This window comes from Mycobacterium sp. (assembly GCF_035499775.1).
GTDB lineage: Bacteria > Actinomycetota > Actinomycetes > Mycobacteriales > Mycobacteriaceae > Mycobacterium.
In genome coordinates, this window is the sequence record NZ_DATJYB010000315.1 from 24501 (window position 1) to 48398 (window position 23898).

General features: G+C 66.5%; 28 protein-coding genes. 17 read left to right on the forward strand and 11 right to left on the reverse strand.

All coding sequences use genetic code 11. The annotated features are described in order from the left end of the window. Position 1 precedes the first annotated feature (1 nt). Both VML93_RS20015 and VML93_RS20020 read left to right on the forward strand, forming a co-directional pair. Entirely contained in the window at positions 2-733 is a 732-nt protein-coding gene (locus VML93_RS20015; RefSeq protein WP_325613351.1) for a PaaX family transcriptional regulator C-terminal domain-containing protein, read from the forward strand. Then, positions 730-1497, forward strand: coding sequence for a crotonase/enoyl-CoA hydratase family protein (locus VML93_RS20020; protein WP_325613353.1), 768 nt, complete (start codon positions 730-732; stop codon positions 1495-1497). The genes VML93_RS20015 and VML93_RS20020 overlap by 4 nt, the downstream gene beginning before the upstream one ends. On the opposite strand, the gene VML93_RS20025 is transcribed toward VML93_RS20020, so the two are convergent. The 3 genes from VML93_RS20025 to VML93_RS20035 form a co-directional block, all read right to left on the reverse strand. Further along, positions 1494-2741 carry a serine/threonine-protein kinase gene (locus VML93_RS20025; RefSeq protein ID WP_325613354.1) on the reverse strand — a complete coding sequence of 416 codons (1248 nt, stop codon included), beginning with the start codon at positions 2739-2741 and terminating at the stop codon, positions 1494-1496. The genes VML93_RS20020 and VML93_RS20025 overlap by 4 nt on opposite strands. A 20-nt stretch (positions 2742-2761) precedes the next feature. Continuing rightward, positions 2762-3268: a DUF3060 domain-containing protein gene (locus VML93_RS20030; protein WP_325613356.1), complete on the reverse strand. Its 507-nt coding sequence runs from the start codon at positions 3266-3268 to the stop codon at positions 2762-2764. Between the two features lie 67 nt (positions 3269-3335). After that, positions 3336-3713, reverse strand: a complete 378-nt coding sequence (locus VML93_RS20035) for a DUF3060 domain-containing protein (protein WP_325613357.1) — start codon at positions 3711-3713, stop codon at positions 3336-3338. 209 nt (positions 3714-3922) lie between these two features. Here VML93_RS20035 and VML93_RS20040 point away from each other — a divergent pair, with 209 nt between their 5' ends. The 8 genes from VML93_RS20040 to VML93_RS20075 all read left to right on the forward strand — a co-directional run bounded on the left by VML93_RS20040 (position 3923) and on the right by VML93_RS20075 (position 12283). Continuing rightward, positions 3923-4567 carry a TetR/AcrR family transcriptional regulator gene (locus VML93_RS20040; protein ID WP_325613390.1) on the forward strand — a complete coding sequence of 215 codons (645 nt, stop codon included), beginning with the start codon at positions 3923-3925 and terminating at the stop codon, positions 4565-4567. Positions 4568-4868: 301 nt separating this feature from the next. Further along, positions 4869-5243 carry a 30S ribosomal protein S12 gene (rpsL, locus tag VML93_RS20045; RefSeq protein ID WP_007167812.1) on the forward strand — a complete coding sequence of 125 codons (375 nt, stop codon included), beginning with the start codon at positions 4869-4871 and terminating at the stop codon, positions 5241-5243. After that, positions 5243-5713, forward strand: coding sequence for a 30S ribosomal protein S7 (gene rpsG, locus VML93_RS20050; RefSeq protein WP_036352615.1), 471 nt, complete (start codon positions 5243-5245; stop codon positions 5711-5713). The genes rpsL and rpsG overlap by 1 nt, the downstream gene beginning before the upstream one ends. Before the next feature lie 85 nt (positions 5714-5798). Then, positions 5799-7904, forward strand: coding sequence for an elongation factor G (gene fusA, locus VML93_RS20055; RefSeq protein WP_325613360.1), 2106 nt, complete (start codon positions 5799-5801; stop codon positions 7902-7904). A gap of 110 nt (positions 7905-8014) precedes the next feature. After that, positions 8015-9205, forward strand: a complete 1191-nt coding sequence (gene tuf / locus VML93_RS20060) for an elongation factor Tu (RefSeq protein WP_325613362.1) — start codon at positions 8015-8017, stop codon at positions 9203-9205. Between the two features lie 152 nt (positions 9206-9357). Next, positions 9358-10164, forward strand: a complete 807-nt coding sequence (locus VML93_RS20065; protein ID WP_325613364.1) for an SHOCT domain-containing protein — start codon at positions 9358-9360, stop codon at positions 10162-10164. A gap of 93 nt (positions 10165-10257) precedes the next feature. Next, positions 10258-11085 (forward strand): mycofactocin-coupled SDR family oxidoreductase, encoded by an 828-nt coding sequence (locus tag VML93_RS20070; RefSeq protein WP_325613365.1) that lies wholly within the window; start codon positions 10258-10260, stop codon positions 11083-11085. Between the two features lie 25 nt (positions 11086-11110). Continuing rightward, entirely contained in the window at positions 11111-12283 is a 1173-nt protein-coding gene (locus VML93_RS20075) for an NAD(P)/FAD-dependent oxidoreductase (protein WP_325613366.1), read from the forward strand. A gap of 8 nt (positions 12284-12291) precedes the next feature. Here the strand turns inward: VML93_RS20075 and VML93_RS20080 are convergent, their stop codons facing one another. The 7 genes from VML93_RS20080 to mftR form a co-directional block, all read right to left on the reverse strand. Further along, positions 12292-12723 carry a VOC family protein gene (locus VML93_RS20080; RefSeq protein WP_325613368.1) on the reverse strand — a complete coding sequence of 144 codons (432 nt, stop codon included), beginning with the start codon at positions 12721-12723 and terminating at the stop codon, positions 12292-12294. A 40-nt stretch (positions 12724-12763) separates the two neighbouring features. Continuing rightward, a complete protein-coding gene (locus VML93_RS20085; protein ID WP_414686401.1) occupies positions 12764-13192 on the reverse strand; it encodes a helix-turn-helix transcriptional regulator in 429 nt (142 codons plus the stop codon). Between the two features lie 31 nt (positions 13193-13223). Then, entirely contained in the window at positions 13224-14474 is a 1251-nt protein-coding gene (locus VML93_RS20090) for a VOC family protein (RefSeq protein ID WP_325613371.1), read from the reverse strand. Then, positions 14459-14959, reverse strand: a complete 501-nt coding sequence (locus tag VML93_RS20095; RefSeq protein WP_325613372.1) for a sigma-70 family RNA polymerase sigma factor — start codon at positions 14957-14959, stop codon at positions 14459-14461. Before VML93_RS20095 ends, VML93_RS20090 begins: the two co-directional genes overlap by 16 nt. 65 nt (positions 14960-15024) lie before the next feature. After that, positions 15025-15387 (reverse strand): hypothetical protein, encoded by a 363-nt coding sequence (locus VML93_RS20100; protein ID WP_325613374.1) that lies wholly within the window; start codon positions 15385-15387, stop codon positions 15025-15027. Positions 15388-15442: 55 nt separating this feature from the next. Beyond that, on the reverse strand, positions 15443-16489 hold the full coding sequence (locus tag VML93_RS20105; protein ID WP_325613375.1) for a DUF2332 domain-containing protein: 1047 nt from the start codon (positions 16487-16489) through the stop codon (positions 15443-15445). Further along, the gene (gene mftR, locus VML93_RS20110) at positions 16486-17082 is read right to left on the reverse strand and encodes a mycofactocin system transcriptional regulator (RefSeq protein ID WP_325613377.1); all 597 of its coding nucleotides are present in this window, start codon (positions 17080-17082) and stop codon (positions 16486-16488) included. Before mftR ends, VML93_RS20105 begins: the two co-directional genes overlap by 4 nt. Positions 17083-17169: 87 nt before the next feature. Here mftR and mftA point away from each other — a divergent pair, with 87 nt between their 5' ends. From mftA to mftG, 7 genes are all read left to right on the forward strand, one after another. Then, on the forward strand, positions 17170-17259 hold the full coding sequence (gene mftA, locus VML93_RS20115; RefSeq protein ID WP_325613379.1) for a mycofactocin precursor MftA: 90 nt from the start codon (positions 17170-17172) through the stop codon (positions 17257-17259). Next, a complete protein-coding gene (gene mftB, locus VML93_RS20120) occupies positions 17244-17561 on the forward strand; it encodes a mycofactocin biosynthesis chaperone MftB (protein WP_325613381.1) in 318 nt (105 codons plus the stop codon). Before mftA ends, mftB begins: the two co-directional genes overlap by 16 nt. Positions 17562-17564: 3 nt before the next feature. After that, on the forward strand, positions 17565-18740 hold the full coding sequence (gene mftC, locus VML93_RS20125; RefSeq protein ID WP_325613383.1) for a mycofactocin radical SAM maturase: 1176 nt from the start codon (positions 17565-17567) through the stop codon (positions 18738-18740). A 2-nt stretch (positions 18741-18742) separates the two neighbouring features. Further along, positions 18743-19930 (forward strand): pre-mycofactocin synthase MftD, encoded by a 1188-nt coding sequence (gene mftD / locus VML93_RS20130; protein WP_325613384.1) that lies wholly within the window; start codon positions 18743-18745, stop codon positions 19928-19930. A 138-nt stretch (positions 19931-20068) separates the two neighbouring features. Next, complete coding sequence (gene mftE / locus VML93_RS20135) at positions 20069-20806, forward strand: mycofactocin biosynthesis peptidyl-dipeptidase MftE (RefSeq protein ID WP_325613391.1); 738 nt, start codon at positions 20069-20071, stop codon at positions 20804-20806. After that, complete coding sequence (gene mftF, locus VML93_RS20140) at positions 20803-22215, forward strand: mycofactocin biosynthesis glycosyltransferase MftF (protein WP_325613386.1); 1413 nt, start codon at positions 20803-20805, stop codon at positions 22213-22215. The genes mftE and mftF overlap by 4 nt, the downstream gene beginning before the upstream one ends. Positions 22216-22229: 14 nt before the next feature. After that, the gene (mftG, locus tag VML93_RS20145) at positions 22230-23657 is read left to right on the forward strand and encodes a mycofactocin system GMC family oxidoreductase MftG (RefSeq protein ID WP_325613387.1); all 1428 of its coding nucleotides are present in this window, start codon (positions 22230-22232) and stop codon (positions 23655-23657) included. On the opposite strand, the gene VML93_RS20150 is transcribed toward mftG, so the two are convergent. Further along, positions 23651-23898: hypothetical protein (locus VML93_RS20150; protein ID WP_325613393.1), on the reverse strand; the 248-nt coding region annotated here is incomplete at its 5' end. The two genes, mftG and VML93_RS20150, sit on opposite strands and share 7 nt — an antisense overlap.

The window sequence follows — 23898 nt, forward strand, 5'->3', positions numbered from 1 at the left end:
CATGCCCGCCATGACGGCCCGGTCGGTGGTGCTCAGTGTGCTGCTCGGCGCCCACCCGGCGGTCGCCAGCGCGGGCGAACTGATCAGGCTCACGGCCGATTTCGGCATCAAGGAGACGACTTTGCGGGTCGCGCTGACCCGCATGGTCGGCGCCGGCGACCTGATCCGCTCCAGCGACGGCTATCGGCTCTCGGATCGGTTGCTGGCCCGGCAGCGCCGCCAGGACGAGGCGATGCGGCCCCACGTCAGGGCCTGGAGCGGAGACTGGGTCATGTTGGTCGTCACCAGCGTGGGCACCGACGCCCGCGCCCGAGCCGCACTGCGAAACACCATGCGCGACAAGCGATTCGGCGAACTACGCGAAGGGGTGTGGCTGCGGCCCGACAACCTCGAGCTGGAGTGGGACCGCGACGTCCAGGCTCGGGTGCGGGTGCTCAAGGCGCGCGATGACGCCCCGGCTCAGCTGGCCGATCAACTGTGGGACCTCCCGGGATGGGGCAAGGCCGGGCACCGTTTGCTCGACGAGATGAAGAACGCCACAGACATTCCCGGCCGTTTTGTGGTGGCCGCGGCCATGGTGCGCCACCTGCTCACCGACCCGATGCTGCCCGCCGAACTGTTGCCGGCCGATTGGCCCGGCCCGCAGCTGCGCGCTGCCTACCATGACTTTGCCACCGAACTGGCGGAGCGACGGGACCAACAAGACAAGATCCAACTCGTGGAGGCGACATGACTGATCCGGTGCGGGTAGAACGCAATGGTCCGGTGACGACGGTGATCATCAACCGGCCGGAAGCGCGCAACGCGGTCAACGGCCCGACGGCCACGGCGCTCTACGCGGCGTTCGACGAATTCGACCGCGACGACAGCGCGTCGGTGGCGGTGTTGTGGGGTGACAACGGAACCTTTTGCGCGGGAGCCGATTTGAAGGCCTTCGGTACGCCCCAAGCCAATGCCGTGCACCGGGAGGGGCCGGGGCCGATGGGCCCGACACGGATGGTGCTGTCCAAACCGGTGATCGCCGCGGTGAGCGGCCACGCCGTCGCGGGGGGCCTGGAGCTGGCCCTGTGGTGTGATCTGCGGGTAGCCGAGGAAGACGCCGTCTTCGGGGTGTTCTGCCGGCGCTGGGGCGTGCCGCTGATCGACGGTGGGACGGTGCGGCTGCCCCGGTTGATCGGGCAGAGCCGGGCGATGGACCTGATCCTCACCGGCCGCGGAGTGAAGGCCGATGAAGCGCTGGCGATGGGCCTGGCCAACCGGGTGGTGCCCAAGGGCCAGGCCCGGGAGGCGGCCGAGCAACTGGCCGCCCAACTGGCCGCGCTGCCCCAGCAGTGCATGCGCTCGGACCGGCTCTCGGCGCTGCACCAGTGGGGATTGTCAGAACCCGAAGCCATCGACGTCGAGTTCGCCAGCATCTCCCGCGTCGCCGCCGAGGCCATGGAAGGGGCCGGACGGTTCGCCGCGGGTGCCGGCCGGCACGGTGCGCCCGCGAGTTAGCGGTTTCCGTAATACGGCGAGCTGATCGTCGTCGTCGGCGTCGGCACCCGTGACGAGGTGGTGTGCCGCTGCGTCGAGGTGCTCGTCGTGGGCGGTGGGCCGGTCGGCCCGTCACGGGATGGCCAAAATACCAGGTAGACAAGGATTGCCAGCAAAGCGACGGCACCCAGTGCGGACCCTGCGATGACCAACAGGTTGCGGTTGCGCCCTGCGGCGGGCACGGCCGGCGGCGGCAGGGCTGGCGGAGGCACCGCCGGCGGAGGCACGACCGGTGGAGGCACGAACGGCGGTGCGTGCGCCGGCTGCGTCAGCGGGGTGTTCGCAACGGGCGCCGTCGGAAAAGTGACGGGTGCGGTTTCGGGTTCGGGGTGGGGCAGCACGGTGGGGGGCGGTTCCGGGGTTGGCGGCGGAGCGGGCTGGCTGAGGGCGTGCTCGGCGGCGGTAGCCAGTTCGAGGGCGGTTTGGTAACGCTGGTCCGGATCCTTGGCCATGCCGCGCGCGACGACGTCGTCGAAAGCCGTTGGTATTCCGGGCCGTAACGCGGTGGGCCGAGGCGGTTCCTTGGTCAGGTGCCCGGTGACCTGCTGCTCCATGCTGTCACCCGGAAACGGCCGGCTGCCCGTCAAGCACTCGTGCAGCACGCACGTCAGCGCGTAGATGTCGGTGCGGCCGTCGGCTTTTCCGGTGGTGAACCGCTCAGGTGCCATGTAGGCGAACGTGCCCAAAATGGAGCCCTTGCGGGTCAGCTTGGTGGCTGCGGTGCGGAGGTCGTGGGCGATGCCGAAGTCGATCAGATAGATGAACTCGCGGCCGGCCGCACCGGTGATCAACGCGTTGGACGGTTTGACGTCGCGGTGCACCAGGCCTTGCGCGTGCGCCGCATCCAGCGCACTCGCCAGTTGTTCGATCACCCGCACGGCCAGCCGGGGCGTCATCGGCCCGTCTCGCTGCAGCACGCTCGCCACGTCGACGCCCTCGATGATGGGCATCACCAGGTACAGGCGCCCGTCGATTTCTCCGGTGTCGAAAATCGGGACGATGTGCGGTTCGGTCAGCCGCGCCGCGGTCTGGGCTTCGCGGCGGAACCGTTCCCGGTAGCCCTCCTCGGCGGCCAGCTCGGTCGACAACACCTTGATCGCCACATCGCGGTCGATCAGGGTGTCGCGGGCCTTGTACACCCGGCCCATGCCGCCTTCGCCGATCGGTTCGAGCAGGCGATAACGCCCGAACTCGACGACGTCCACGGGCCCGGATCGTTAGTGGGTCAGCCGCCCTTGGTCACGGTGTTGTTGTGACCGATATTGCTGACCTTCGGGTCACCGTCTTTGTAGGTGATGGTGTTGTCCATCCCCAGCACCGTGATCTTCGTGTTGACCTTGTCGATGGTGATCTTGTTGTTGGTACCACCGACTGAAACCGACTCACAGGTGCCCGTGACGGTTAACGTGTTGCTGCCGCCGGTCACGTTCAACGACTTGCCGTTCTCGCAGGCAACAGTGGCGGTCTGGTTCGTGAATGCGTAGACGATGGTGTTCCCGACCTCGACCGAAGTGCTGATGGTGGGGCCGCCGCCGCCAGAGGTCGTCTCCGCGGTTCCGCTGCCGCTGGTGCTCGCCGACGAGCTGCTCGCGGCGCTAGACGTTGCCGAAGTGCCCGCCGGGGGGTTGGCCGTCGAACTGCAGGCCGCCAGCCCGAAAGCCGCCGCTATTGCCGCCGAGGCCAGGACCACCCCGGCAAGCCTGAATGATTTCGCGGTTCCATGGGCGCGCATACTTCCTCGATTCCTCGTCGTTGGGGTTGTTGGCGCTTCTTACCTGGGTGGTGCTTGTTGCGTTCGTTCAGGGGCCGACCCGCTGTAGCCGGTTTGTCATGCCCAGTTCGCGGCCGCGGTCCCAGATGATCGGGTCACCGGTGTGGAAGAACACCGTCTGGTTGTAGCCGTAGACGGTGATGTCGTGGCTGACGTTGTCCGCGACGACGGTGTTCGACGAGCCCATGACCGTCACGGCAAAACAGTTGCCCTTCGCGGTGATCTGGTTATCCGTGCCGTTGACGATCAGGGTCGCGTCGTTGCAGTCCACTATCTGCTCGAGGCCCTGCCCGCTGATGTGGGTGTCGCCGTTCTTGGCGTGGGCGATCTGCGGTGGCGCGGCCGCCATGGCAGCGATGGTGATGGCACAGCTGGCCAATGACCCGAGGACGGTTGTCCACTTCACCGTGGGCCCCCTTCGCGTCGGCGAGAGATCTGCTCGACTGAGCCTACGTGCATTAGCCTGCCCGTTAACAGACTTAACTGGATTTACCGGGCCACATATCTCAAGTTTTTGCTTGGCCGGAACGCCGCCACAGCGTTCGGGTGGGGCGGCTGGGCGACCTGGTCAACTAGAGTCATTAGTTGACTGAAATCCAATCGGAGGGCGATCGCATGGCAGCTCAGCCGGACCAGCCGGCAGCTGGTGGGCGCCAGCGTGCGGGCAAGTCCGCCCGTCCGGCCAAGCTGAGCCGCGACGGCATCGTCGACGGCGCCCTGACTTTCCTGGACCGGGAAGGCTGGGACTCGCTGACCATCAACGCACTGGCGACCCAGCTCGGCACCAAGGGGCCGTCGCTCTACAACCACGTGGACAGCCTGGAGGACCTGCGCCGGGCCGTGCGGATTCGGGTGATCGACGACATCATCATGATGCTGAACAGGGTCGGCGAGGGTCGTGCTCGCGACGACGCGGTGCTGGTGATGGCGGCTGCCTATCGCAGCTACGCCCACCACCACCCGGGTCGGTACTCGGCGTTCACCCGGATGCCGCTGGACGGCGACGACCCCGAGTACACCGCCGCGACCAGGGGCGCCGCCGCGCCGGTGATCGCGGTGCTGTCCTCCTATGGCCTCGACGGCCAAGAGGCCTTTCATGCCGCGCTCGAGTTCTGGTCGGCCATGCACGGGTTCGTCCTGCTGGAGATGACCGGGGTGATGGACGACATCGACACCGACGCGGTGTTCTCCGACATGGTGCTGCGGCTGGCGGCGGGCCTGGATCGGCGCACCGCACCCGGCGCTGCGCGGCCGACCTAGGCGCCGGCCGAAAGGCCCTGGAAGCGACCCGTAAATGTGAGTCTGACGCCGCTTTGACCAGCCAGACCGGCGGCGGGTATCGTGGTAGCTCGTGCCTGGCGGCTTACGGCGCCTGACGTAAGGGAACGGATGCCGGGCTAATTCGCATGTCCACGATGCAACGGTCGGCTCCGGTGCTAGGTGCCTGCGAAACACCAGGGCCGTGGGGTGCCGGATCACTCCGTGGCCGGGGGCAAAACTGCAGTACAGAGACTTGTAAACCAAAGAAGATGTAGCACCGCACAACACAGAAAGCCGGTAGATGCCAACCATCCAGCAGCTGGTCCGCAAGGGTCGTCGCGACAAGATCGCCAAGGTCAAGACCGCGGCTCTGAAGGGCAGCCCGCAGCGTCGTGGCGTATGCACTCGTGTGTACACCACCACTCCGAAGAAGCCGAACTCGGCGCTTCGGAAGGTTGCGCGCGTCAAGCTGACCAGTCAGGTCGAGGTCACGGCGTACATCCCCGGCGAGGGCCACAACCTGCAGGAGCACTCGATGGTGCTCGTGCGTGGCGGCCGGGTGAAGGACCTGCCCGGTGTGCGGTACAAGATCATCCGCGGTTCGCTCGACACCCAGGGTGTGAAGAACCGCAAGCAGGCTCGCAGCCGCTACGGCGCCAAGAAGGAGAAGAGCTGATGCCGCGCAAGGGGCCCGCACCCAAGCGTCCGTTGGTCAACGACCCGGTTTACGGGTCGCAGCTGGTCACCCAGCTGGTGAACAAAGTTCTGCTGAAGGGGAAGAAATCGCTGGCTGAGCGCATTGTTTATGGTGCGCTCGAACAAGCCCGTGACAAGACCGGCACCGATCCCGTGATCACCCTGAAGCGTGCACTGGACAACGTCAAGCCCGCCCTGGAGGTCCGCAGCCGTCGCGTCGGTGGCGCCACCTACCAGGTGCCGGTCGAGGTCCGTCCGGACCGCTCCACCACGCTGGCGCTGCGCTGGCTTGTCAGCTTCTCGCGGCAGCGCCGGGAGAAGACGATGGTCGAGCGGCTGGCAAACGAGATCCTGGATGCCAGCAACGGCCTGGGGGCCTCCGTCAAGCGGCGCGAGGACACTCACAAGATGGCCGAGGCAAACCGCGCCTTCGCGCACTATCGCTGGTAGCGGCGCCAACGGCGCCGAACGGGCAGAGTCGCCCGGCGCGAACCGATAGCGAACTACTGAGCAACGAAAGAGTGGGAAGACTTCTGTGGCACAGAAGGACGTGTTGACCGACCTCACCAAGGTCCGCAACATCGGCATCATGGCGCACATCGATGCCGGCAAGACGACGACCACCGAGCGCATCCTCTACTACACCGGCATCAGCTACAAGATCGGTGAGGTGCACGACGGCGCCGCCACTATGGACTGGATGGAGCAGGAGCAAGAACGCGGCATCACCATCACCTCCGCCGCCACCACCTGCTTCTGGAACGGCAACCAGATCAACATCATCGACACCCCCGGGCACGTCGATTTCACCGTCGAGGTGGAGCGCAGCCTGCGGGTTCTTGACGGCGCCGTCGCCGTTTTCGACGGCAAGGAAGGCGTCGAGCCGCAGTCCGAGCAGGTCTGGCGGCAGGCCGACAAGTACGACGTCCCGCGGATCTGCTTCGTCAACAAGATGGACAAGATCGGCGCCGACTTCTACTTCTCGGTGCGCACGATGGAGGAGCGGCTGGGCGCCAACGTCATTCCGATCCAGCTGCCGGTCGGCTCCGAGGGCGACTTCGAAGGCGTCGTCGACCTGGTCGAGATGAAGGCCAAGGTTTGGCGCGGCGAGACGAAGCTCGGCGAAACCTACGACACCATCGACATCCCGGCCGAGCTGGCCGAACGGGCCGAGGAATACCGCACCAAGCTGCTCGAGGCCGTCGCGGAAACCGACGAGGAGCTGCTGGAGAAGTACCTCGGCGGAGAAGAGCTCACCGTCGCCGAGATCAAGGGCGCGCTGCGCAAGCTCACCATCAACTCCGAGGCCTACCTGGTCCTGTGCGGCAGCGCGTTCAAGAACAAGGGCGTGCAGCCGATGCTCGACGCCGTCATCGACTACCTCCCGTCGCCGCTGGACGTGCCGCCGGCCATCGGCCACCCGCCGGGCAAGGAGGACGAGGAGGTTGTGCGCAAGCCGTCGACCGACGAGCCCTTCGCGGCGCTGGCGTTCAAGGTCGCCACGCACCCGTTCTTCGGCAAGCTCACCTACGTCCGGGTGTACTCGGGCAAGGTCGACTCCGGCAGCCAGGTCATCAACGCCACCAAGGGCAAGAAGGAGCGGCTGGGCAAGCTGTTCCAGATGCACTCCAACAAGGAGAACCCGGTGGAGACCGCGTCGGCCGGGCACATCTACGCGGTGATTGGGCTCAAGGACACCACCACCGGTGACACCCTGAGCGACCCGAACCACCAGATCGTGCTCGAGTCGATGACCTTCCCCGCCCCGGTGATCGAGGTGGCCATCGAGCCCAAGACCAAGAGCGACCAGGAGAAGCTGAGCCTGTCGATCCAGAAGCTCGCCGAGGAGGACCCGACCTTCAAGGTCCATCAGGACGTGGAGACCGGCCAGACCGTGATCGGCGGCATGGGTGAGCTGCACCTGGACATCCTGGTGGACCGCATGCGCCGGGAATTCAAGGTCGAGGCCAACGTCGGCAAGCCGCAGGTGGCCTATAAGGAGACCATCAAGCGGCTCGTGGAGAAGGTCGAGTACACCCACAAGAAGCAGACCGGCGGCTCCGGCCAGTTCGCGAAGGTGCTGATCAGCCTCGAGCCGTTCCACGGCGAGGACGGCGCGACCTACGAGTTCGAGAGCAAGGTCACCGGTGGGCGCATCCCGCGCGAGTACATCCCGTCGGTGGACGCCGGCGCGCAGGACGCAATGCAGTACGGCGTGCTGGCCGGCTACCCGCTGGTGAACCTGAAGGTCACCCTGCTCGACGGCGCCTTCCATGAGGTCGACTCGTCGGAGATGGCGTTCAAGATCGCCGGCTCGATGGTGCTGAAAAAGGCTGCGCAGCAAGCGCAACCGGTGATCCTGGAACCGATCATGGCCGTCGAGGTCACCACGCCCGAGGACTACATGGGCGACGTGATCGGCGACCTGAACTCTCGCCGTGGCCAGATCCAGGCCATGGAGGAGCGGGCCGGTGCGCGCGTCGTTCGGGCGCACGTGCCGCTGTCGGAGATGTTCGGCTACGTCGGCGACCTGCGGTCCAAGACTCAAGGCCGGGCGAACTACTCCATGGTGTTCGACAAGTACGCCGAAGTGCCGGCGAACGTGTCGAAGGAGATCATCGCGAAGGCGACGGGGGAGTAGCTGAACCCCACGAGTAAGCTGACTCGGTTACCAACCGCGGCAAACCGGCATAACAACAGAAAAATCAACACTGCTTTTTTTAAGCACCAACAGTCCAGGAGGACACAAAAGTGGCGAAGGCGAAGTTCCAGCGGACCAAGCCCCACGTCAACATCGGGACCATCGGTCACGTTGACCACGGCAAGACCACACTGACCGCGGCTATCACCAAGGTCCTGCATGACAAGTTTCCGGAGCTGAACGAGTCCAAGGCGTTCGATCAGATCGACAACGCGCCCGAGGAGCGTCAGCGCGGTATCACCATCAACATCGCGCACGTCGAGTATCAGACCGACAAGCGCCACTACGCGCACGTCGACGCGCCGGGCCACGCCGACTACATCAAGAACATGATCACCGGTGCCGCCCAGATGGACGGCGCGATCCTGGTGGTCGCCGCCACGGACGGCCCGATGCCGCAGACGCGTGAGCACGTGCTGCTCGCCCGTCAGGTGGGCGTGCCCTACATCCTGGTCGCGCTGAACAAGGCCGACGCCGTGGACGACGAGGAGCTGCTCGAGCTCGTGGAGCTGGAGGTGCGCGAGCTGCTGGCGGCCCAGGAGTTCGACGAGGAGGCTCCGGTCATCCGGGTCTCGGCGCTCAAGGCGCTCGAGGGCGACGCCAAGTGGGTCTCGTCCGTCGAGGAGCTGATGGACGCGGTCGACGAGTCGATTCCGGACCCGGTCCGCGAGACCGACAAGCCGTTCCTGATGCCCGTTGAGGACGTCTTCACCATTACCGGCCGTGGCACCGTTGTCACCGGTCGCGTGGAGCGTGGCGTCATCAACGTCAACGAGGAAGTCGAGATCGTCGGCATCAAGCCGACCAGCACCAAGACGACCGTCACCGGCGTGGAGATGTTCCGCAAGCTGCTGGACCAGGGCCAGGCCGGCGACAACGTCGGTTTGCTGTTGCGTGGTATCAAGCGCGAGGACGTCGAGCGCGGCCAGGTCGTGGTCAAGCCTGGCACCACCACGCCGCACACCGAGTTCGAGGGCCAGGTCTACATCCTGTCCAAGGACGAGGGCGGCCGGCACACGCCGTTCTTCAACAACTACCGTCCGCAGTTCTACTTCCGCACCACCGACGTGACCGGTGTGGTGACGCTGCCGGAGGGCACCGAGATGGTGATGCCCGGTGACAACACCAACATCAACGTGAAGTTGATCCAGCCGGTCGCCATGGACGAGGGTCTGCGGTTCGCGATCCGCGAGGGTGGCCGCACCGTCGGCGCCGGCCGGGTCGTCAAGATCATCAAGTAGGTTTCTCTAGTACAAAGCCCGGATTGCCGATTTCGGCAGTCCGGGTTTTTGTTTGCCCCAGTACCGGGCGCGCGCAGCCGATTATGGGATCGGTAGCGCTTGCGGGGGCGCTAATCTGACACCACTTATTGGGTGAAGTGAGGAGCAGATACGTGTTGGCGCGCTATGTGAAGGCCCAGTTGCTGGTTTTGCTGTTCGGCGGCATGGTCGGCCCGATCTTTGTCATCGTCTACTTCGCCATGGGCGACCTCGGCGAGTCGATCAAGCTGTTGTTCTACATCGGCGTGCTGATCACGATCGCCGACGTGGCGATCGCAATCTGGTTGGCCAACGCCGGCGGGAAGGCGGCCGTCAAGAAGGCGGATCTCGAGGCGAACGGGGTGCTGGCGCTGGCCCAAATCACTGGGCTCGTCGAAACGAACATGGAGATCAACGACCGGCGGGTGGTGAAGGTGAGCCTGCACATCGCGGGCCCCGGGGTCGTGCCTTTCGACAGCGAGAAGCGGGTAACCGCCGGCATCGCGATTCAGGGCAACCTGTTGGCGCGTAAGCTCGTCGTGCTGGTCAACCCCACCACGCAGGAATACGAAATCGACTGGGCGAGTAGCTCTCTGATCAACGGTTTAGTGCCGGCGCAGTTCACCGTGGAGGAAGACCGCAAGACCTATGACCTCAGCGGGCAGGCCGGCCCGCTGATGGAGATCCTGCAGATCCTCAAGGCCAACAATGTCCCGCTGAACCGGATGGTCGACATTCGGTCGAATCCGGGCCTGCGTCAGCAGGTCCAGGCGGTGGTGCGCCGCGCTGCGGAGCAATCGCAGCCGGCTGCTGCGGTCCCGTCGGCTCCGGAGGCGTCGATCGCCGAGCGTCTGCAGCAACTCGAGACGCTGCACAGCAGCGGCGCGTTGACCGAGCAGGAATACAACGCCCAACGCGCCCAGATCATCTCCGAGATCTAGCGCCGTCGCGCCGCCACCCCGCCCGAGCGTCACGCTGGCGTGACGCTCGGCCCCAACTAGAACACGTTTCAGTTTTGCTGCTAGCCTGTCTGGGTGGTTGGACAGGCTGGATTACTGCAAGGCCGGGTGGCATTCATCACCGGCGCGGCCCGCGCGCAGGGACGGGCACACGCGGTGCGGCTGGCTCGGGAAGGCGCCGACATCATCGCGCTCGATATCTGCGCGCCGGTGTCCGACACGCTGACCTACACGCCGGCCACCCCGGAGGACCTCAACGAGACCGTCCGCCTGGTGGAAGCCGAGGGCCGCAAGGTGCTGGCCCGCGAGGTGGATATCCGCGACGACGCCGCCCTGCGGCAACTGGTCGCCGACGGTGTCGAGCAGTTCGGCAGGCTCGACATCCTGGTGGCCAACGCCGGGGTGCTGGGCTGGGGCCGGGTTTGGGAGCTCACCGACGAACAGTGGGACACCGTCATCGGGGTCAACCTGACCGGCACCTGGCGCACGCTGCGCGCCGCGATCCCGGCGATGATCGAGGCGGGCAACGGCGGTTCGATCGTGGTCGTCAGCTCGTCGGCCGGTCTCAAAGCCACGCCCGGAAACGGCCATTACGCGGCCAGCAAGCACGGGCTCACCGCGCTGACCAATACGCTGGCGATCGAGCTCGGCGAATACGGCATCAAGGTCAACTCCATCCACCCCTACTCGGTCGACACCCCGATGATCGAGCCCGAGGCGATGATGCAGATTTTCGCCAAGCATCCCCGTTTCGTGCACAGCTTCCCGCCAATGCCGTTGCAGTACAAGGGGTTCATGACGGCCGACGAGGTAGCCGACGTCGTGGCCTGGTTGGCCGGCGATGGCTCGGGCACGCTGTCGGGCACGCAGATCCCGGTGGATAAGGGCGCCCTAAAGTACTGACCGGTCGTCGTGCTATGAACTCCACGTGACCAATAACGGAATCGTGATCGTTGGCGGGGGCCTCGGTGCCGCCCGCACCGCCGAGCAACTGCGCCGGGCCGAGTACACCGGTCCGATCACGATCGTCAGCGACGAGGTGCACCTGCCGTACGACCGGCCGCCGCTCTCCAAGGAGGTGCTGCGCAGCGAGGTCGACGACGTCTTCCTCAAGCCGCGGGAATGGTACGACGAGAAGGACATCACGCTGCGGCTGGGTTCGGCCGCCACCGGCCTCGACACCTCGGCCCAGACGGTGACGCTGGCCGATGGATCCGTGCTCGGCTACGACGAACTCGTCATCACCACCGGTCTGGTGCCGCGCCGCATCCCGTCCTTTCCCCATCTCGAGGGCATTCGGGTGTTGCGGTCGTTCGACGAGAGCATGGCCCTGCGCGAGCACGCGTCGTCGGCGAAGCGTGCCCTGGTGATCGGCGCTGGTTTCATCGGCTGCGAGGTGGCGGCCAGCCTGCGCGGCCTCGGCGTGGATGTGGTGCTGGTGGAGCCGCAGCCGCAGCCGTTGGCATCGGTGCTCGGCGAGCAGATCGGCGAGCTGGTGGCGCGGTTGCATCGCGACGAGGGAGTCGACGTCCGCCTTGGGCAAGGCGTGGCGGAGGTGCGGGGCCAGGGCCATGTCGACAGCGTGGTGCTGACGGACGGTACCGAGGTGGCCGCCGATCTGGTGGTGGTGGGCATCGGGTCGCGGCCGGCGACCGAGTGGCTGCACGGCAGCGGCATCGAGGTCGACAACGGCGTGATCTGCGACGAAGCCGGGCGCACCAGCGCGCCCAACGTGTGGGCGCTGGGTGACGTCGCTTCCTGGCGTGATCCGACGGGACACCAAGCGCGCGTGGAACATTGGAGCAACGTCGCCGACCAGGCCCGCGTCGTGGTGCCGGCGATGCTGGGGCAGGACATGCCGTCGGCAGTGGTCGTCCCGTACTTCTGGAGCGATCAATACGACGTCAAGATCCAGTGCCTCGGGGAGCCGGAAGCCACCGACGTCGTGCACGTGCTCGAGGACGATGGCCGTAAGTTCCTGGCCTACTACGAGCGAGACGGCGTGCTGGTTGGCGTCGTCGGCGGCGGCATGCCGGGCAAGGTGATGAAGGTGCGCGCCAAAATCGCTGCCGCCACACCCATTTCAGAGATGCTGGCTTAGGCTCGGCGTCAGCTCCGTGCCGGGTCGAACTCAAGAACCTGGGTGAGCCGGATGTTGTTTCCGGAGGGATCGCGAAAAGAAGTGTCGATGCCATAGGCCTGCGGCGTGGGAGGATCGTTGAATCTTACGCCGCGAGAAGATAATTCGTCGTAGCAGGCCTGGCAGTCGTCCGTCTCCAGGAACAGCGTGCCACCGGCTCCCTTGGCCACCAGCTCTGCGAGTTGCCCGCTTGCGGCAGCGTCGAGCATCGGTGGACCCGGCACAGGCATCAACACCAGGCCGACATCGTCCCGGCCGACCGGTCCGACGCACAGCCAGCGAAAGTTCCATGCCTCCATCGTCACGTCCGAGCGGACCTCCCAGCCCAGCGTCTCGGTGTAGAACTTCAGCGCTTCGTCCTGGTCATGCACCCAGAACTGCGCGTTGGCAATCTTGAGCATTGGTTCTCCTCGTCCGTTGGTGTCGGTTCGACACTACGAGCTACGTGGTTGGCCCGTCTTCTCGAAACGTGCGGTTTTGTGGCCGCCCGTAGGCCATTGCGACACAGCGGGGAATCCGCACATGCCGCTCTGCGGGAGGACAACCGGCGCGATACGCCAGCGGCGTTTCACCGAACATCCGGCGAAAGCTCGTCGTGAAAGACCCGAGGCTCTCCCAGCCCACTCGGTAGCAAATTGTGGCAACCGTCCAATCGGTCGTGCGCAACAGCGCGGCCGCGCGCTCCAATCGCCGCGTGAGTAGGTATTGGTGTGGTGACTCGCCGAACGTCCGCCTGAACAGCCGACTGAAGTGGGCGGGTGACAGGCCGGCCACCGCGGCGAGGTCGGCGACTGTCAGCCGTTCGCAGTAACGCGCGTCGACCAGGTCTTTGGCGCGCAACAGATGTCGGGCTGTCAATACCGGTGCCACCGTCAAAGTGTGCCGTATCTTCCGCTGGCCGTCAGAGCTGGCCCAGGTAGAAGCGGGTGCCCTGATCGTCGGTGCATTCGGCGCTCATACCGTAGGGCTGACGCGACGGCTCGGCCAGCACCGTCCCGCCCGCTTCGCGGACCCGTGCGACCGCCGCGTCGATGTCCGCCACGGTCCACATCGGCACGGTGACCGGACGCGGGCTGCCGCCCGCGGCACCGGCCATCGGGTGGGTGTCCTGAACCTGCCAGCCGTCCGCCACCCGGCCCGGCTCGAAGGTCCACCCCAGCACCCGGCCGTAGAAGTCGCGGAACCCGGCCGAATCCGGCGTCTGGTAGGTGACATAGGACAGTTCGCCCGGCCCGGATCCGTTGAGCTCCGGGCGTTTCTGGCCGGGGGCCGGCTGGTAGACGGCGAACGCCGTGCCCTGCGGATCCGTGGCGTCCAGCAGGACGCCGTACTCCCTTTCGGTGATCTCGCCGGGCACGCCGCCCGCTTCGGCGATCGCAGCACGAGCGGCACGTACGTCGTCGACGGCGTAGCAGCAGAACAGGGCGGTGGCATCGCCCACCGAAATGCCCGTTGGCAGTTCGGTATTCGTTACCCGGTGCGACTCGGCATCGTACGTCCAGCCCAGCACCTGCCGGTAGAAGGCGGCCGCGCGGTCGGCGTCGGGCGTCCACACCGAGACGTATCCGATGTCCCCGTGTTGAATGGCGGCAACGCGCATCGGGCCGGTGAGCATCCAGCGATGACCGAACGGATCGACGATGGTCGCGTTGCGGCCCCCGTAGTTCTCGTAGATCTCACGCTCGACGTTGGCGCCGTGTTCGCGTGCCCGCTGCAAAGCGGCATCGGTGTCGGCGACGTGCAGCATCAGGCTGACCGAGACAGCGCCCGGCGCAGGGGCTTTCAACCCGAGGTCGGGATATTCGTCGGCCAGGTACAGCACACCGTCGCCGATGGCGAGTTCCGCGTGCCCAATTCGCCCGTCGTCCATCACAATTGGGTCTCCGACCACGACGGCGCCGAACGCGTCGGTGTACCACGCGATCGCGGTACGCGCGTTCGCGACGCTGAGGTAGGGCAGTGCAGCGGGTCGCGGGACCTCCGCGGATGATGGTTCGGTTAGCTCGGAAATTGCTGTTGCGGTGCCGCTCATGAGAACTCCTTCCGGTAGCGACAATGCGGATTCCAGACGCCGGCGCAGTCGCGCGGCGAAAGCCGGATCAGGTTGCACCGGAAGGTCATCGGTGCGCAGCACGTTCAACGGGTCGTCCACGACGTGCCTCCCTCCGGATACTCCTGTTTGAAAGCCCGCCGGGCGCGCACCAGCAGCGCCTCGGTGGCGTGCAGCGTGCGCCCGATCAGCTGCGCGCATTCGCCGACCGAGCAGTCGTCCATATAACGCAAGACCAGCACCGCGCGATGGGGCTCGCTGAGCCGGGCCAGCACGCTTTCGGCGACCAGCCGATCCAGCTCGGCGTCCCAGTCGTCGATCGGGTCATCCGGCGGCTCGGCAACCGGTACCGGGTCACGGCGGCGCCGATAGTGGTCGGCCAGCTTGTGCCGTGCCACGCCGAGCAACCACGGGACGGCGATCGGCGGCGGATCGCTCTTGCGCGCCGCGTCCATAGCCGCCAGAAAGGTCTCCGACGTCAGGTCCTCGGCCGTCCCGCGATCCGGGCACCGCCGGACGAAATACCCGTACACCACCGGCAACGCCTCGTCGTACAGCTCCAATAACGCGCGTTGAGCCTCGCTCACACCCTTATCGTCGCCGCTGGGGGCCGAACTCCGACGCCCCCGACACAAATTTCTGTCTACGGTGTCTAGAACACCATCCGCTTGCTGCGACTCGGCGGCTGACCTGGACTGGCCACTTCCGTGGTGGTGAAGAACTGACCGAACTCAGCGTGCACCGAAACCTGGCCCTCCGTCGCGGTGAAGTTGGCTTTACCCTTGCCGCGTTTGACCGGCAGTCCCTTCAGGCGGAAGTACACCTCGACCTGGTGATCCCCCGGGGAGATGGCCACCTGAGTCGGGTTCAGCCAATCACCCTCATGCTCGACGCCGTCGACTGCGATATACGGCACGCCCATCTTTTCCCGTACCTTGATCCCCGCGGCCATCGCCGCCGTGGAGAATCGCGGGTTCTTAAAGGTCGCACTGAGCGACGGTCCTGCGCTAGTCATCAGCTGATTATGGGACTTTCGCCGAGTGTGTGCTCAACGAACAGCGGCCAACACCCTACTGCCAGTTCACCGGCGGGCCGTGCGGATGCGATTCGGCCAGGACCTGTAGCTCGCCGCCCGGCCAACTGCGCACGCGGACCAGGAACTTCAGCGGGGCGCCGGGTCCGTCCCGCGCGGGCTCGAGGGTCAGATGCGCAAACGGCGACCGGGCATCGGCTTGCGCGGCCAGTGCGTCGACCCCGTCGCGGATGGCGGCCCGTTCGTCGTCGGACAGGTACTGCCAGGTGATGGAATGCCACAGCACGGTCAACGCGCCGTCGGCCAGACTCAGGCCGGCGACCGCGTCGCCCGCCGGCCGCCGTTCCAGCCCCGCCGGAACGTTGCGCGCGACGGCGATGGCGCCGCGCAGCCGTTCCAGCCGCGCGCGCTGATCGGGCCAGACGTAGCTCACCAAGGCCATCTCGCCGTCGCTGCCGGTGACGTCGATCGGCTCGATATCGTATCCATGGCGCTCGACGATCCGCACCCCACCCTCCGGCGGCAGCGCGCCGTGCCACGCGTCGTCAATGGTCACCGGCGAGTCGGCCGGTCCCCACCGGCCACCGGCGTAGCGGTACTGGTAGTGGTCGGCCCGCAGGTTCAGTCCGGCGCTGGATCCGATCTCGAAAAGCCGTACCGGAAAATCGAATTGGCGATTGACGCACAGCAGTCCGCCGATCAGCACAGCTGACCGGCCCACCTCGTTGGTCTGCGGCGGGTGCTCGAGAGCGGCGCGCAGCAGGTCGGTGTGGGCGGCCGCGATCCGGGTGATCTCGGGCCAGGCGGCTTCGGCGTCCCAGTCACCGCCGGTGCTGGGATACCAGCGCCGCAGTTCCGGTGCCCCGCCGTCGAGCACCATCCGGTGCAGGCCGCCGAGCAGTCGCAGCGGCACCGCTTGGCGCGACGGAGCATCTTCGTGGCCGGACAAGATCGTCGCGAAGACACCGTCGGCTTCGACGTCGCGGGCCACCAACTCGAACAGCTCGCCGTACATCGGCGAGCCGGAGCCGGCGCAGAACCCGCCCTGGGACCGCAGCATGTGCAACAGGTGCTCGGTGCTCATCGCTCCAGTCCGTTCAGTCCGGCGCCGACCACGTCGAACGCGTTTCCCAGCGCCTTGGGCAATGGGACGGATTCGTCGCCCAGCCAGTGTTCGTAGGCGCTCAGTGCAACCCCCAGCATCGTCCAGGCAACGGTTTGGGGCAGCAGGTCGGTGGTCTTGAGGCCCAACCGGCCGGCGACGAACCCGGCCATCACCTCCCGCCAGCCGGCGTACATCGTCATCGAGTAGGCCTGCAATTCCTCGGTTTGCAGAATGACCCGCATGCGCTGGCGGTGCCGCGCGGTCTCGCATTCGTCAAAGGTGTTGAACGCCAGCAGTGCTGAGCGCAGCGCCGCGCCCAGCGGAACCCTCTCGTCGACATTGTCGAGCAGGTCGCGCAGGTGCGCGAGGTGGGTGTCGAAGTCGCCCCACGGGATCGCGCTCTTTGACGCGTAATAGCGGAAGAGGGTGCGTCGTGCGATGCCTGCCGCATGCGCGACGTCGTCGACGCTGACCTCGGCGAAACTCCGGGCGGCGAACAGGTCGATGCCGACGTTGCTGATGTGGTTCGGCGTCGTCGAGCGGCGCCGGCCCACCCGCGGCTGCGGCAACATCAGATCCGCCCTTCCGTTTCGGCACTCGATGCCATATTGTGTCCAGATCGATTCAACCTTGTCGAGACCCCAGGAGAGGAAATTCGCATGGACCACGAGAACGAGACCGACACCGAACTCGTCACCGAGACTCTGGTCGAAGAAGTGTCCATCGACGGTATGTGCGGGGTCTACTGACCGTGCCTGCGTCCGCGCGGGCCGATGTAGGCCTTTTCGACCCGGAGCGCGGCTGGCGGTTACACCCGCAGGTGGCGGTTCGGCCCGAGCCGTTCGGCGCGCTGCTCTACCACTTCGGCACGCGCAAGCTGTCGTTTCTGAAGAATCGCACCATCCTCGCCGTCGTGCAGTCGCTGGCCGACCATCCCGACGTCCGGTCCGCCTGCCGGGCCGCGGGGGTGGGCGATCCCGGCCAGGCGCCCTACCTGCACGCGCTGGGCGTGCTGGCCGACTCCAACATGCTGGTGCCCCAGGAGGCTTAGTCCATGACAACCGCCGAACCCCGGCTCATCGAGCAGTTCGAGCACGGCCTCGACGCGCCCATCTGCCTGACCTGGGAGCTGACCTACGCGTGCAATCTGGCCTGCGTGCACTGCCTTTCGTCGTCGGGCAAGCGCGATCCGCGCGAGCTGTCCACCCGCCAGTGCATGGACATCATCGACGAGCTGGAACGCATGCAGGTGTTCTACGTCAACATCGGAGGCGGGGAACCCACGGTGCGCCCGGACTTTTGGGAGCTGGTGGACTACGCCACCGAGCACCACGTCGGGGTGAAGTTCTCCACCAACGGGGTCCGGATCACGCCCGAGGTGGCCGCGCGGCTGGCGGCCAGCGACTACGTGGACGTCCAGATCTCGCTGGACGGCGCCACCGCCGAGGTCAACGACGCTGTCCGCGGCGCCGGTTCATTCGACGTGGCGGTGCGCGCGCTGGAAAACCTCGCGGAAGCGGGCTTCCGGGACGCCAAGATCTCTGTGGTGGTGACCCGGCACAACGTCGGCCAGCTCGACGAATTCGCCGCGCTGGCAAGCCGTTACGGTGCCACCCTGCGGATCACCCGGCTGCGGCCGTCGGGCCGGGGCGCCGACGTATGGGAAGACCTGCATCCCACCGCCGACCAGCAGGTCGAGCTCTACCAGTGGCTGGTCGCCAAGGGCGAGCGAGTGCTCACCGGCGACTCGTTCTTTCATCTGGCGCCGCTCGGCGCGTCCGGTGCGCTGGCCGGCCTGAACATGTGCGGCGCCGGCCGGGTGGTGTGCCTGATCGACCCGGTGGGCGACGTGTACGCTTGCCCGTTCGCCATCCACGACCGCTTTCTGGCCGGAAACGTGTTGTCCGATAGCGGGTTCGCCAACGTCTGGAAGAACGCCCCACTGTTCCGCGAGCTGCGCGAACCGCAGTCCGCGGGCGCCTGTGGTAGCTGCGGGCACTACGACAGCTGCCGGGGCGGCTGCATGGCGGCGAAGTTCTTCACCGGCCTGCCGCTGGACGGCCCGGATCCAGAGTGCGTGCAAGGTTACGGCGCGCCGGCCCTCGAGCGGGACCGCGAGACGCCGCAACCCCGCGTCGACCACTCCCGCGGAAAGCGGATCAGCACGCCGGTACCGCTCACTCTGTCCATGCGACCGCCGGCACGGCTCTGCAACGAAAGTCCCGTATAGCTATGGCAGACGAGTGGTTCGAAACGGTAGCCATCGCCCAGCAACGCGCCAAGCGGCGGCTTCCGAAATCGGTTTATTCCTCTTTGATTTCGGCAAGCGAAAAGGGAATTACGGTCGCTGACAACGTTGCAGCGTTCGGTGAGCTCGGTTTTGCGCCGCATGTGATCGGTGTGAGTGAAAAGCGCGACTTGTCGACCACGGTAATGGGACAAGACATTTCGCTGCCGGTACTCATTTCGCCCACCGGTGTGCAGGCGGTCGATCCGGACGGCGAGGTCGCCGTGGCGCGGGCCGCCGCTGCCCGCGGCACCGCGATGGGGTTGTCCTCGTTTGCCAGCAAGCCGATCGAGGATGTCATCGCCGCCAACCCCAAGGTGTTCTTCCAGGTGTACTGGCTCGGCGGTCGCGATGCGATAGCGGAGCGGGTGGAACGGGCGCGGCAAGCCGGGGCCGCCGGGCTGATCGTCACCACCGACTGGACGTTCTCGCACGGCCGCGACTGGGGCAGCCCCAAGATTCCGGAAGAGATGAACCTGCGGACCATGCTGCGCATGTCCCCGGAGGCGATCACCAAGCCGCGGTGGCTGTGGAAGTTCGGCAAGACGCTGCGGCCACCGGACCTGCGGGTACCCAACCAGGGCCGCCGCGGCGAGCTCGGCCCGCCGTTCTTCGCCGCCTACGGAGAGTGGATGGGCACCCCGCCGCCGACCTGGGACGACATCGCCTGGCTGCGCGAACTGTGGGGCGGGCCGTTCATGCTCAAGGGCGTGATGCGGGTCGACGACGCCAAAAGAGCCGTGGATGCCGGTGTTTCGGCGATATCGGTGTCCAACCACGGTGGCAACAACTTGGACGGTACGCCCGCCTCGATTCGTGCGCTGCCGGCGGTGGCCGAGGCCGTCGGCGATCAGGTCGAGGTGTTGCTGGACGGAGGCATCCGGCGGGGGAGCGACGTGGTGAAGGCGGTGGCGCTGGGAGCGCGGGCCGTGATGATCGGTCGCGCATACCTGTGGGGTCTCGCCGCGGCCGGCCAGGCCGGCGTCGAGAACGTCCTCGACATTCTGCGCGGGGGCATCGACTCGGCGCTGATGGGCCTCGGGCTTGCGTCGATACACGACCTCGGCCCGGACGACATCCTGATACCGGCGGGATTTGCCCGGGCGCTCGGTGTGCCACCCGGGGATGCCTAGCCGGCCAGGTGCAAATTCACCTTCCCGAGAATCTTGGTGCTGGCGTGGCAGTCGTGGCAGACGAGCCCGAAATTCCGGTGCGGGATTAGCGCCCGGTAAGAAATTTCGATGGAAGGTACAACAATCGGTGCACGTCAGGTGAATTCGTCCTACCATCGGCAAGTGCCCGTACTCGGCGAACTGGGGAGTGTGACGTCGAGTCAGCTGCCAAGCACCTCGCCGTCAATACTGATTCCGCTGGGTTCGACCGAACAACACGGCCCGCATTTGCCGCTGGACACCGACACGCGCATCGCTACCGCGGTAGCCCGAGCGGCCGCCGCGCTCCTCGACGACGGCCGAGAATGGCTGGTGGCACCCGCTATCGCCTATGGCGCCAGCGGCGAGCATCAGAGCTTCGCCGGAACGATCTCGATCGGTACCGAGGCCCTGACGTCCCTGCTGGTGGAGTACGGCAGGTCGGCCGCCGGCTGGGCACAGCGCTTGGTTTTCGTCAACGGCCACGGCGGCAACGTCGCGGCATTGAACGACGCGGTGAGCAGGCTGCGGACCGAAGGCCGCGACGTCGGCTGGTCCCCCTGCACCGTGGCCGGCGGCGATGCTCATGCCGGCCATACCGAAACATCCGTGTTGCTGCATATTTCGCCCGCCGATGTACTGACCGACCGGTGGCTGGCCGGCAACGGTGCGCCGTTGCACGAGCTGCTCCCGTCGATGCGCCGCGGAGGAGTCGCGGCAGTCAGCCGGGTGGGTGTGCTGGGGGACCCGACGACCGCGACCGCGGCCGAAGGGAGACGCATCTTCGGGGAGATGGTAGATGGGTGTGCACGTCGAGTTGCCCGGTGGTTGCCCGGGCCGGACGGGATGCTGACATGATCCAGACTCGGCTCCCAGACGGGTTCGCCGTGCAGGTTGACCGCCGTGTGCGGGTGCTCGGTGACGGCTCCGCATTGCTCGGCGGCTCACCGACCCGGCTGCTGAAGCTGGCGCCCGCTGCCCAAGACATGCTGTCCGACGGGCGATTGAAGGTGCGCGACGAGCTCAGCGCCCAGTTGGCCCGCACCCTGCTGGACGCCACGGTGGCACATCCCCGGCCCGCCGGTGGTCCGTCGCACCGGGACGTGACCGTGGTGATTCCGGTGCGGGACAACACCTCTGGTGTGCGGCGGCTGGTGTCTTCACTGCGTGGATTGCGGGTCATCGTGGTGGACGACGGGTCGGACTGCGCCATCCAGCCGGAAGACCTCGTGGGTGCGCATTGCGACGTCGAAGTGCTACGCCACGACCGCAGCAAGGGGCCGGCGGCGGCACGCAACACCGGCTTCGCCGCCTGCGCCACCGACTTCGTGGCATTCCTGGATTCCGACGTGTCGCCGCGCCGTGGCTGGCTGGAGGCGCTGCTCGGGCACTTCTGTGATCCGACGGTCGCACTGGTCGCACCCCGCATCGTCGGTCTGTCGCAAACCGAGAACCTGGTAGCCAGGTATGAGGCGCTGCGTTCATCACTGGACCTGGGCCAGCGAGAGGCTCCGGTGTTACCGCACAGCACCGTGTCCTATGTTCCCAGCGCGGCGATCATCTGCCGCAGCACCGCTATCCGTGACGTCGGCGGGTTCGACGAAACCCTGAGGTCCGGCGAGGACGTCGACCTGTGCTGGCGGCTGATCGAGTCGGGCGCGCGGCTGCGCTACGAGCCGATCGCGCTGGTCGCCCACGATCACCGCACCGAACTGAAGGATTGGATTGCCCGCAAGGCGTTTTATGGTGGCTCGGCGGCTCCGCTGTCGGTGCGTCACCCGGACAAGACGTCTCCGTTGGTGATCTCCGGCGGGGCGCTGATGGTCTGGATCCTGATGGCGTTGGGGACGAGCATCGCCCAGCTGGCGTCGCTGGTGCTGGCCATCCTGACGGGCCGGCGGATCGCCAAAGCGATGAGCAAAGCCGACACCTCGCTCGGAGATGTTCTGCTGATCGCCACCCGCGGTCTGTGGTCGGCGGCGCTGCAACTGGCTTCGGCCATTTGCCGCCACTACTGGCCGCTGGCATTTGTGGCGGCCCTGCTGTCGCGACATTGCAGACGCGTCGTGCTGATCGCGGGCATCGTCGACGGCGTGGTGGACTGGCTACGCCGTCGAGATGCCGTCGGCGAGGACGCCGAACCGATCGGCGTATTCACTTTCCTGTTGCTCAAGCGCATCGACGACATGGCCTACGGCATCGGGCTGTGGAGCGGGGTGGTGCGCGAACGCAATCTCGGCGCGCTCAAACCCAAGATTCGGACCTAGACCGTCGCCCGAAATTGACTCACAGCGATGTGCTGATCATCGGCGCCGGCAGTGCTGGATCAGTTGTTGCCGAACGTCTTTCCGCCGATCCCAGCTGCGCGGTGACCGTCCTGGAAGCCGGGCCCGGCCTGGACGATCCGGAGTTGCTGGCTCAGACCGCGAATGGGCATCAACTTCCGATCGGGTCGGGCAGCCCGCTGGTCCAGCGCTATCTGACGAAGCTCACCGATCGGCCGGCCCGCCAATCGCCCATCGTGCGTGGGGCGACGGTCGGCGGTTCCGGCGCGGTCAACGGCGGGTACTTCTGCCGCGCGCTGCCCCCGGATTTCGACCGCAACGAGATACCCGGTTGGGCGTGGCCCGACGTCCTCGAGCACTTTCGGGCGATCGAAACCGACCTGGATTTCGATACCTACGCGCACGGCCAGAGCGGTCCCATTCGTGTTCGCCGGACCCGCGATATGACGGGTGCCACCGAGACTTTCGTAGCCGCCACGCAAAGCGCGGGTTTCCCCTGGATCGCTGACCTCAACGATGTCGGGACGCAGCTACCGTCGGGCGTGGGCGCGATCCCGCTCAACGTCGTTGACGGCGTGCGCACCGGCTCGGGTGCCGGCTATCTGATCCCCGCGCTGGGGCGGGCCAACCTGACGCTGCTGTCGCGAACCCGGGCGGTGCGGTTGCGTTTCTCCGGCGCAGCGGTGGTGGGGGTCGACGCGGTCGGCCCAGGCGGTCCGGTGGCTTTGACGGCCGACCGAATTGTGCTGTGCGCCGGGGCGATTCAGTCGGCACACCTGCTGATGCTCTCGGGGGTCGGGGAAGAGACGATGCTGGCAGCGGCCGGGGTCGAAATGGTTGCGGCACTGCCGGTCGGGCTGCACTGCAGTGACCATCCGGAATGGGTGATGCCGACCAACTGGGCGGTGGCCGAGGACAGGCCGGTGCTGGAGGTGGTGCTGAGCACCACCGACGGCATCGAGATCCGCCCCTATACGGGTGGCTTCATAGCGATGACGGGCGACGGCACCGCGGGCCACCGGGACTGGCCGCACATCGGGGTGGCGCTCATGCAGCCGCGATCACGTGGACACATCACGCTGGTCTCAGCCGATCCCGGAGTGCCGCCCCGGATCGAGCACCGTTACGACAGCGAGCCCGCCGACATCGTGCTGTTACGGCAGGGCACCGAATTGGCGCGCGAATTATTTGGTGCGGCAACACATATCGGACCCGCGGTGTGGTCAACCTCGCAACACCTGTGCGGCAGCGCCCCGATGGGCGCTGAGGGTGACCCGAGATCCGTTGTCGACCAAGGGTGCCGGGTCCGCGGCATCGAAAACCTTTGGGTGATAGACGGTTCCATATTGCCGGTGATCCCCAGCCGCGGTCCGCACGCGACGATCGTGATGCTGGCGCACCGCGCCGCGGAGTTCGTTCAGTGAAGTTTCGCGACCAGGGTCAATACGTCGTAAGTGGCGACCGGCACGTCGTCCTGGTTGGTAACCACCGCATCCCAGCGTACTTCCCCGTAATCGGTGCGTGCGGTGGCGCCGGTCGCGAAGGACAGCGGATAGAACTCGTCCTTGCCGGCCATCAGCAGCTTGCCGAGTTGCTTGAGGCAACCGGCACGTTGCGGGAACGTGAGTGCACTCAACGCCGGTCCGCCGACATCGCGGGCGTAGT

Coding starts and splice junctions, on each gene's coding strand:
- VML93_RS20015 (WP_325613351.1), top strand. CDS start 2: ATGCCCGCCATGACGGCCCGGTCGGTGGTGCTCAGTGTGCTGCTCGGC.
- VML93_RS20020 (WP_325613353.1), top strand. CDS start 730: ATGACTGATCCGGTGCGGGTAGAACGCAATGGTCCGGTGACGACGGTG.
- VML93_RS20030 (WP_325613356.1), bottom strand. CDS start 3,268: ATGCGCGCCCATGGAACCGCGAAATCATTCAGGCTTGCCGGGGTGGTC.
- VML93_RS20040 (WP_325613390.1), top strand. CDS start 3,923: ATGGCAGCTCAGCCGGACCAGCCGGCAGCTGGTGGGCGCCAGCGTGCG.
- rpsL (WP_007167812.1), top strand. CDS start 4,869: ATGCCAACCATCCAGCAGCTGGTCCGCAAGGGTCGTCGCGACAAGATC.
- rpsG (WP_036352615.1), top strand. CDS start 5,243: ATGCCGCGCAAGGGGCCCGCACCCAAGCGTCCGTTGGTCAACGACCCG.
- VML93_RS20080 (WP_325613368.1), bottom strand. CDS start 12,723: ATGCTCAAGATTGCCAACGCGCAGTTCTGGGTGCATGACCAGGACGAA.
- VML93_RS20100 (WP_325613374.1), bottom strand. CDS start 15,387: ATGACTAGCGCAGGACCGTCGCTCAGTGCGACCTTTAAGAACCCGCGA.
- VML93_RS20105 (WP_325613375.1), bottom strand. CDS start 16,489: ATGAGCACCGAGCACCTGTTGCACATGCTGCGGTCCCAGGGCGGGTTC.
- mftR (WP_325613377.1), bottom strand. CDS start 17,082: ATGTTGCCGCAGCCGCGGGTGGGCCGGCGCCGCTCGACGACGCCGAAC.
- mftA (WP_325613379.1), top strand. CDS start 17,170: ATGGACCACGAGAACGAGACCGACACCGAACTCGTCACCGAGACTCTG.
- mftC (WP_325613383.1), top strand. CDS start 17,565: ATGACAACCGCCGAACCCCGGCTCATCGAGCAGTTCGAGCACGGCCTC.
- mftD (WP_325613384.1), top strand. CDS start 18,743: ATGGCAGACGAGTGGTTCGAAACGGTAGCCATCGCCCAGCAACGCGCC.
- mftF (WP_325613386.1), top strand. CDS start 20,803: ATGATCCAGACTCGGCTCCCAGACGGGTTCGCCGTGCAGGTTGACCGC.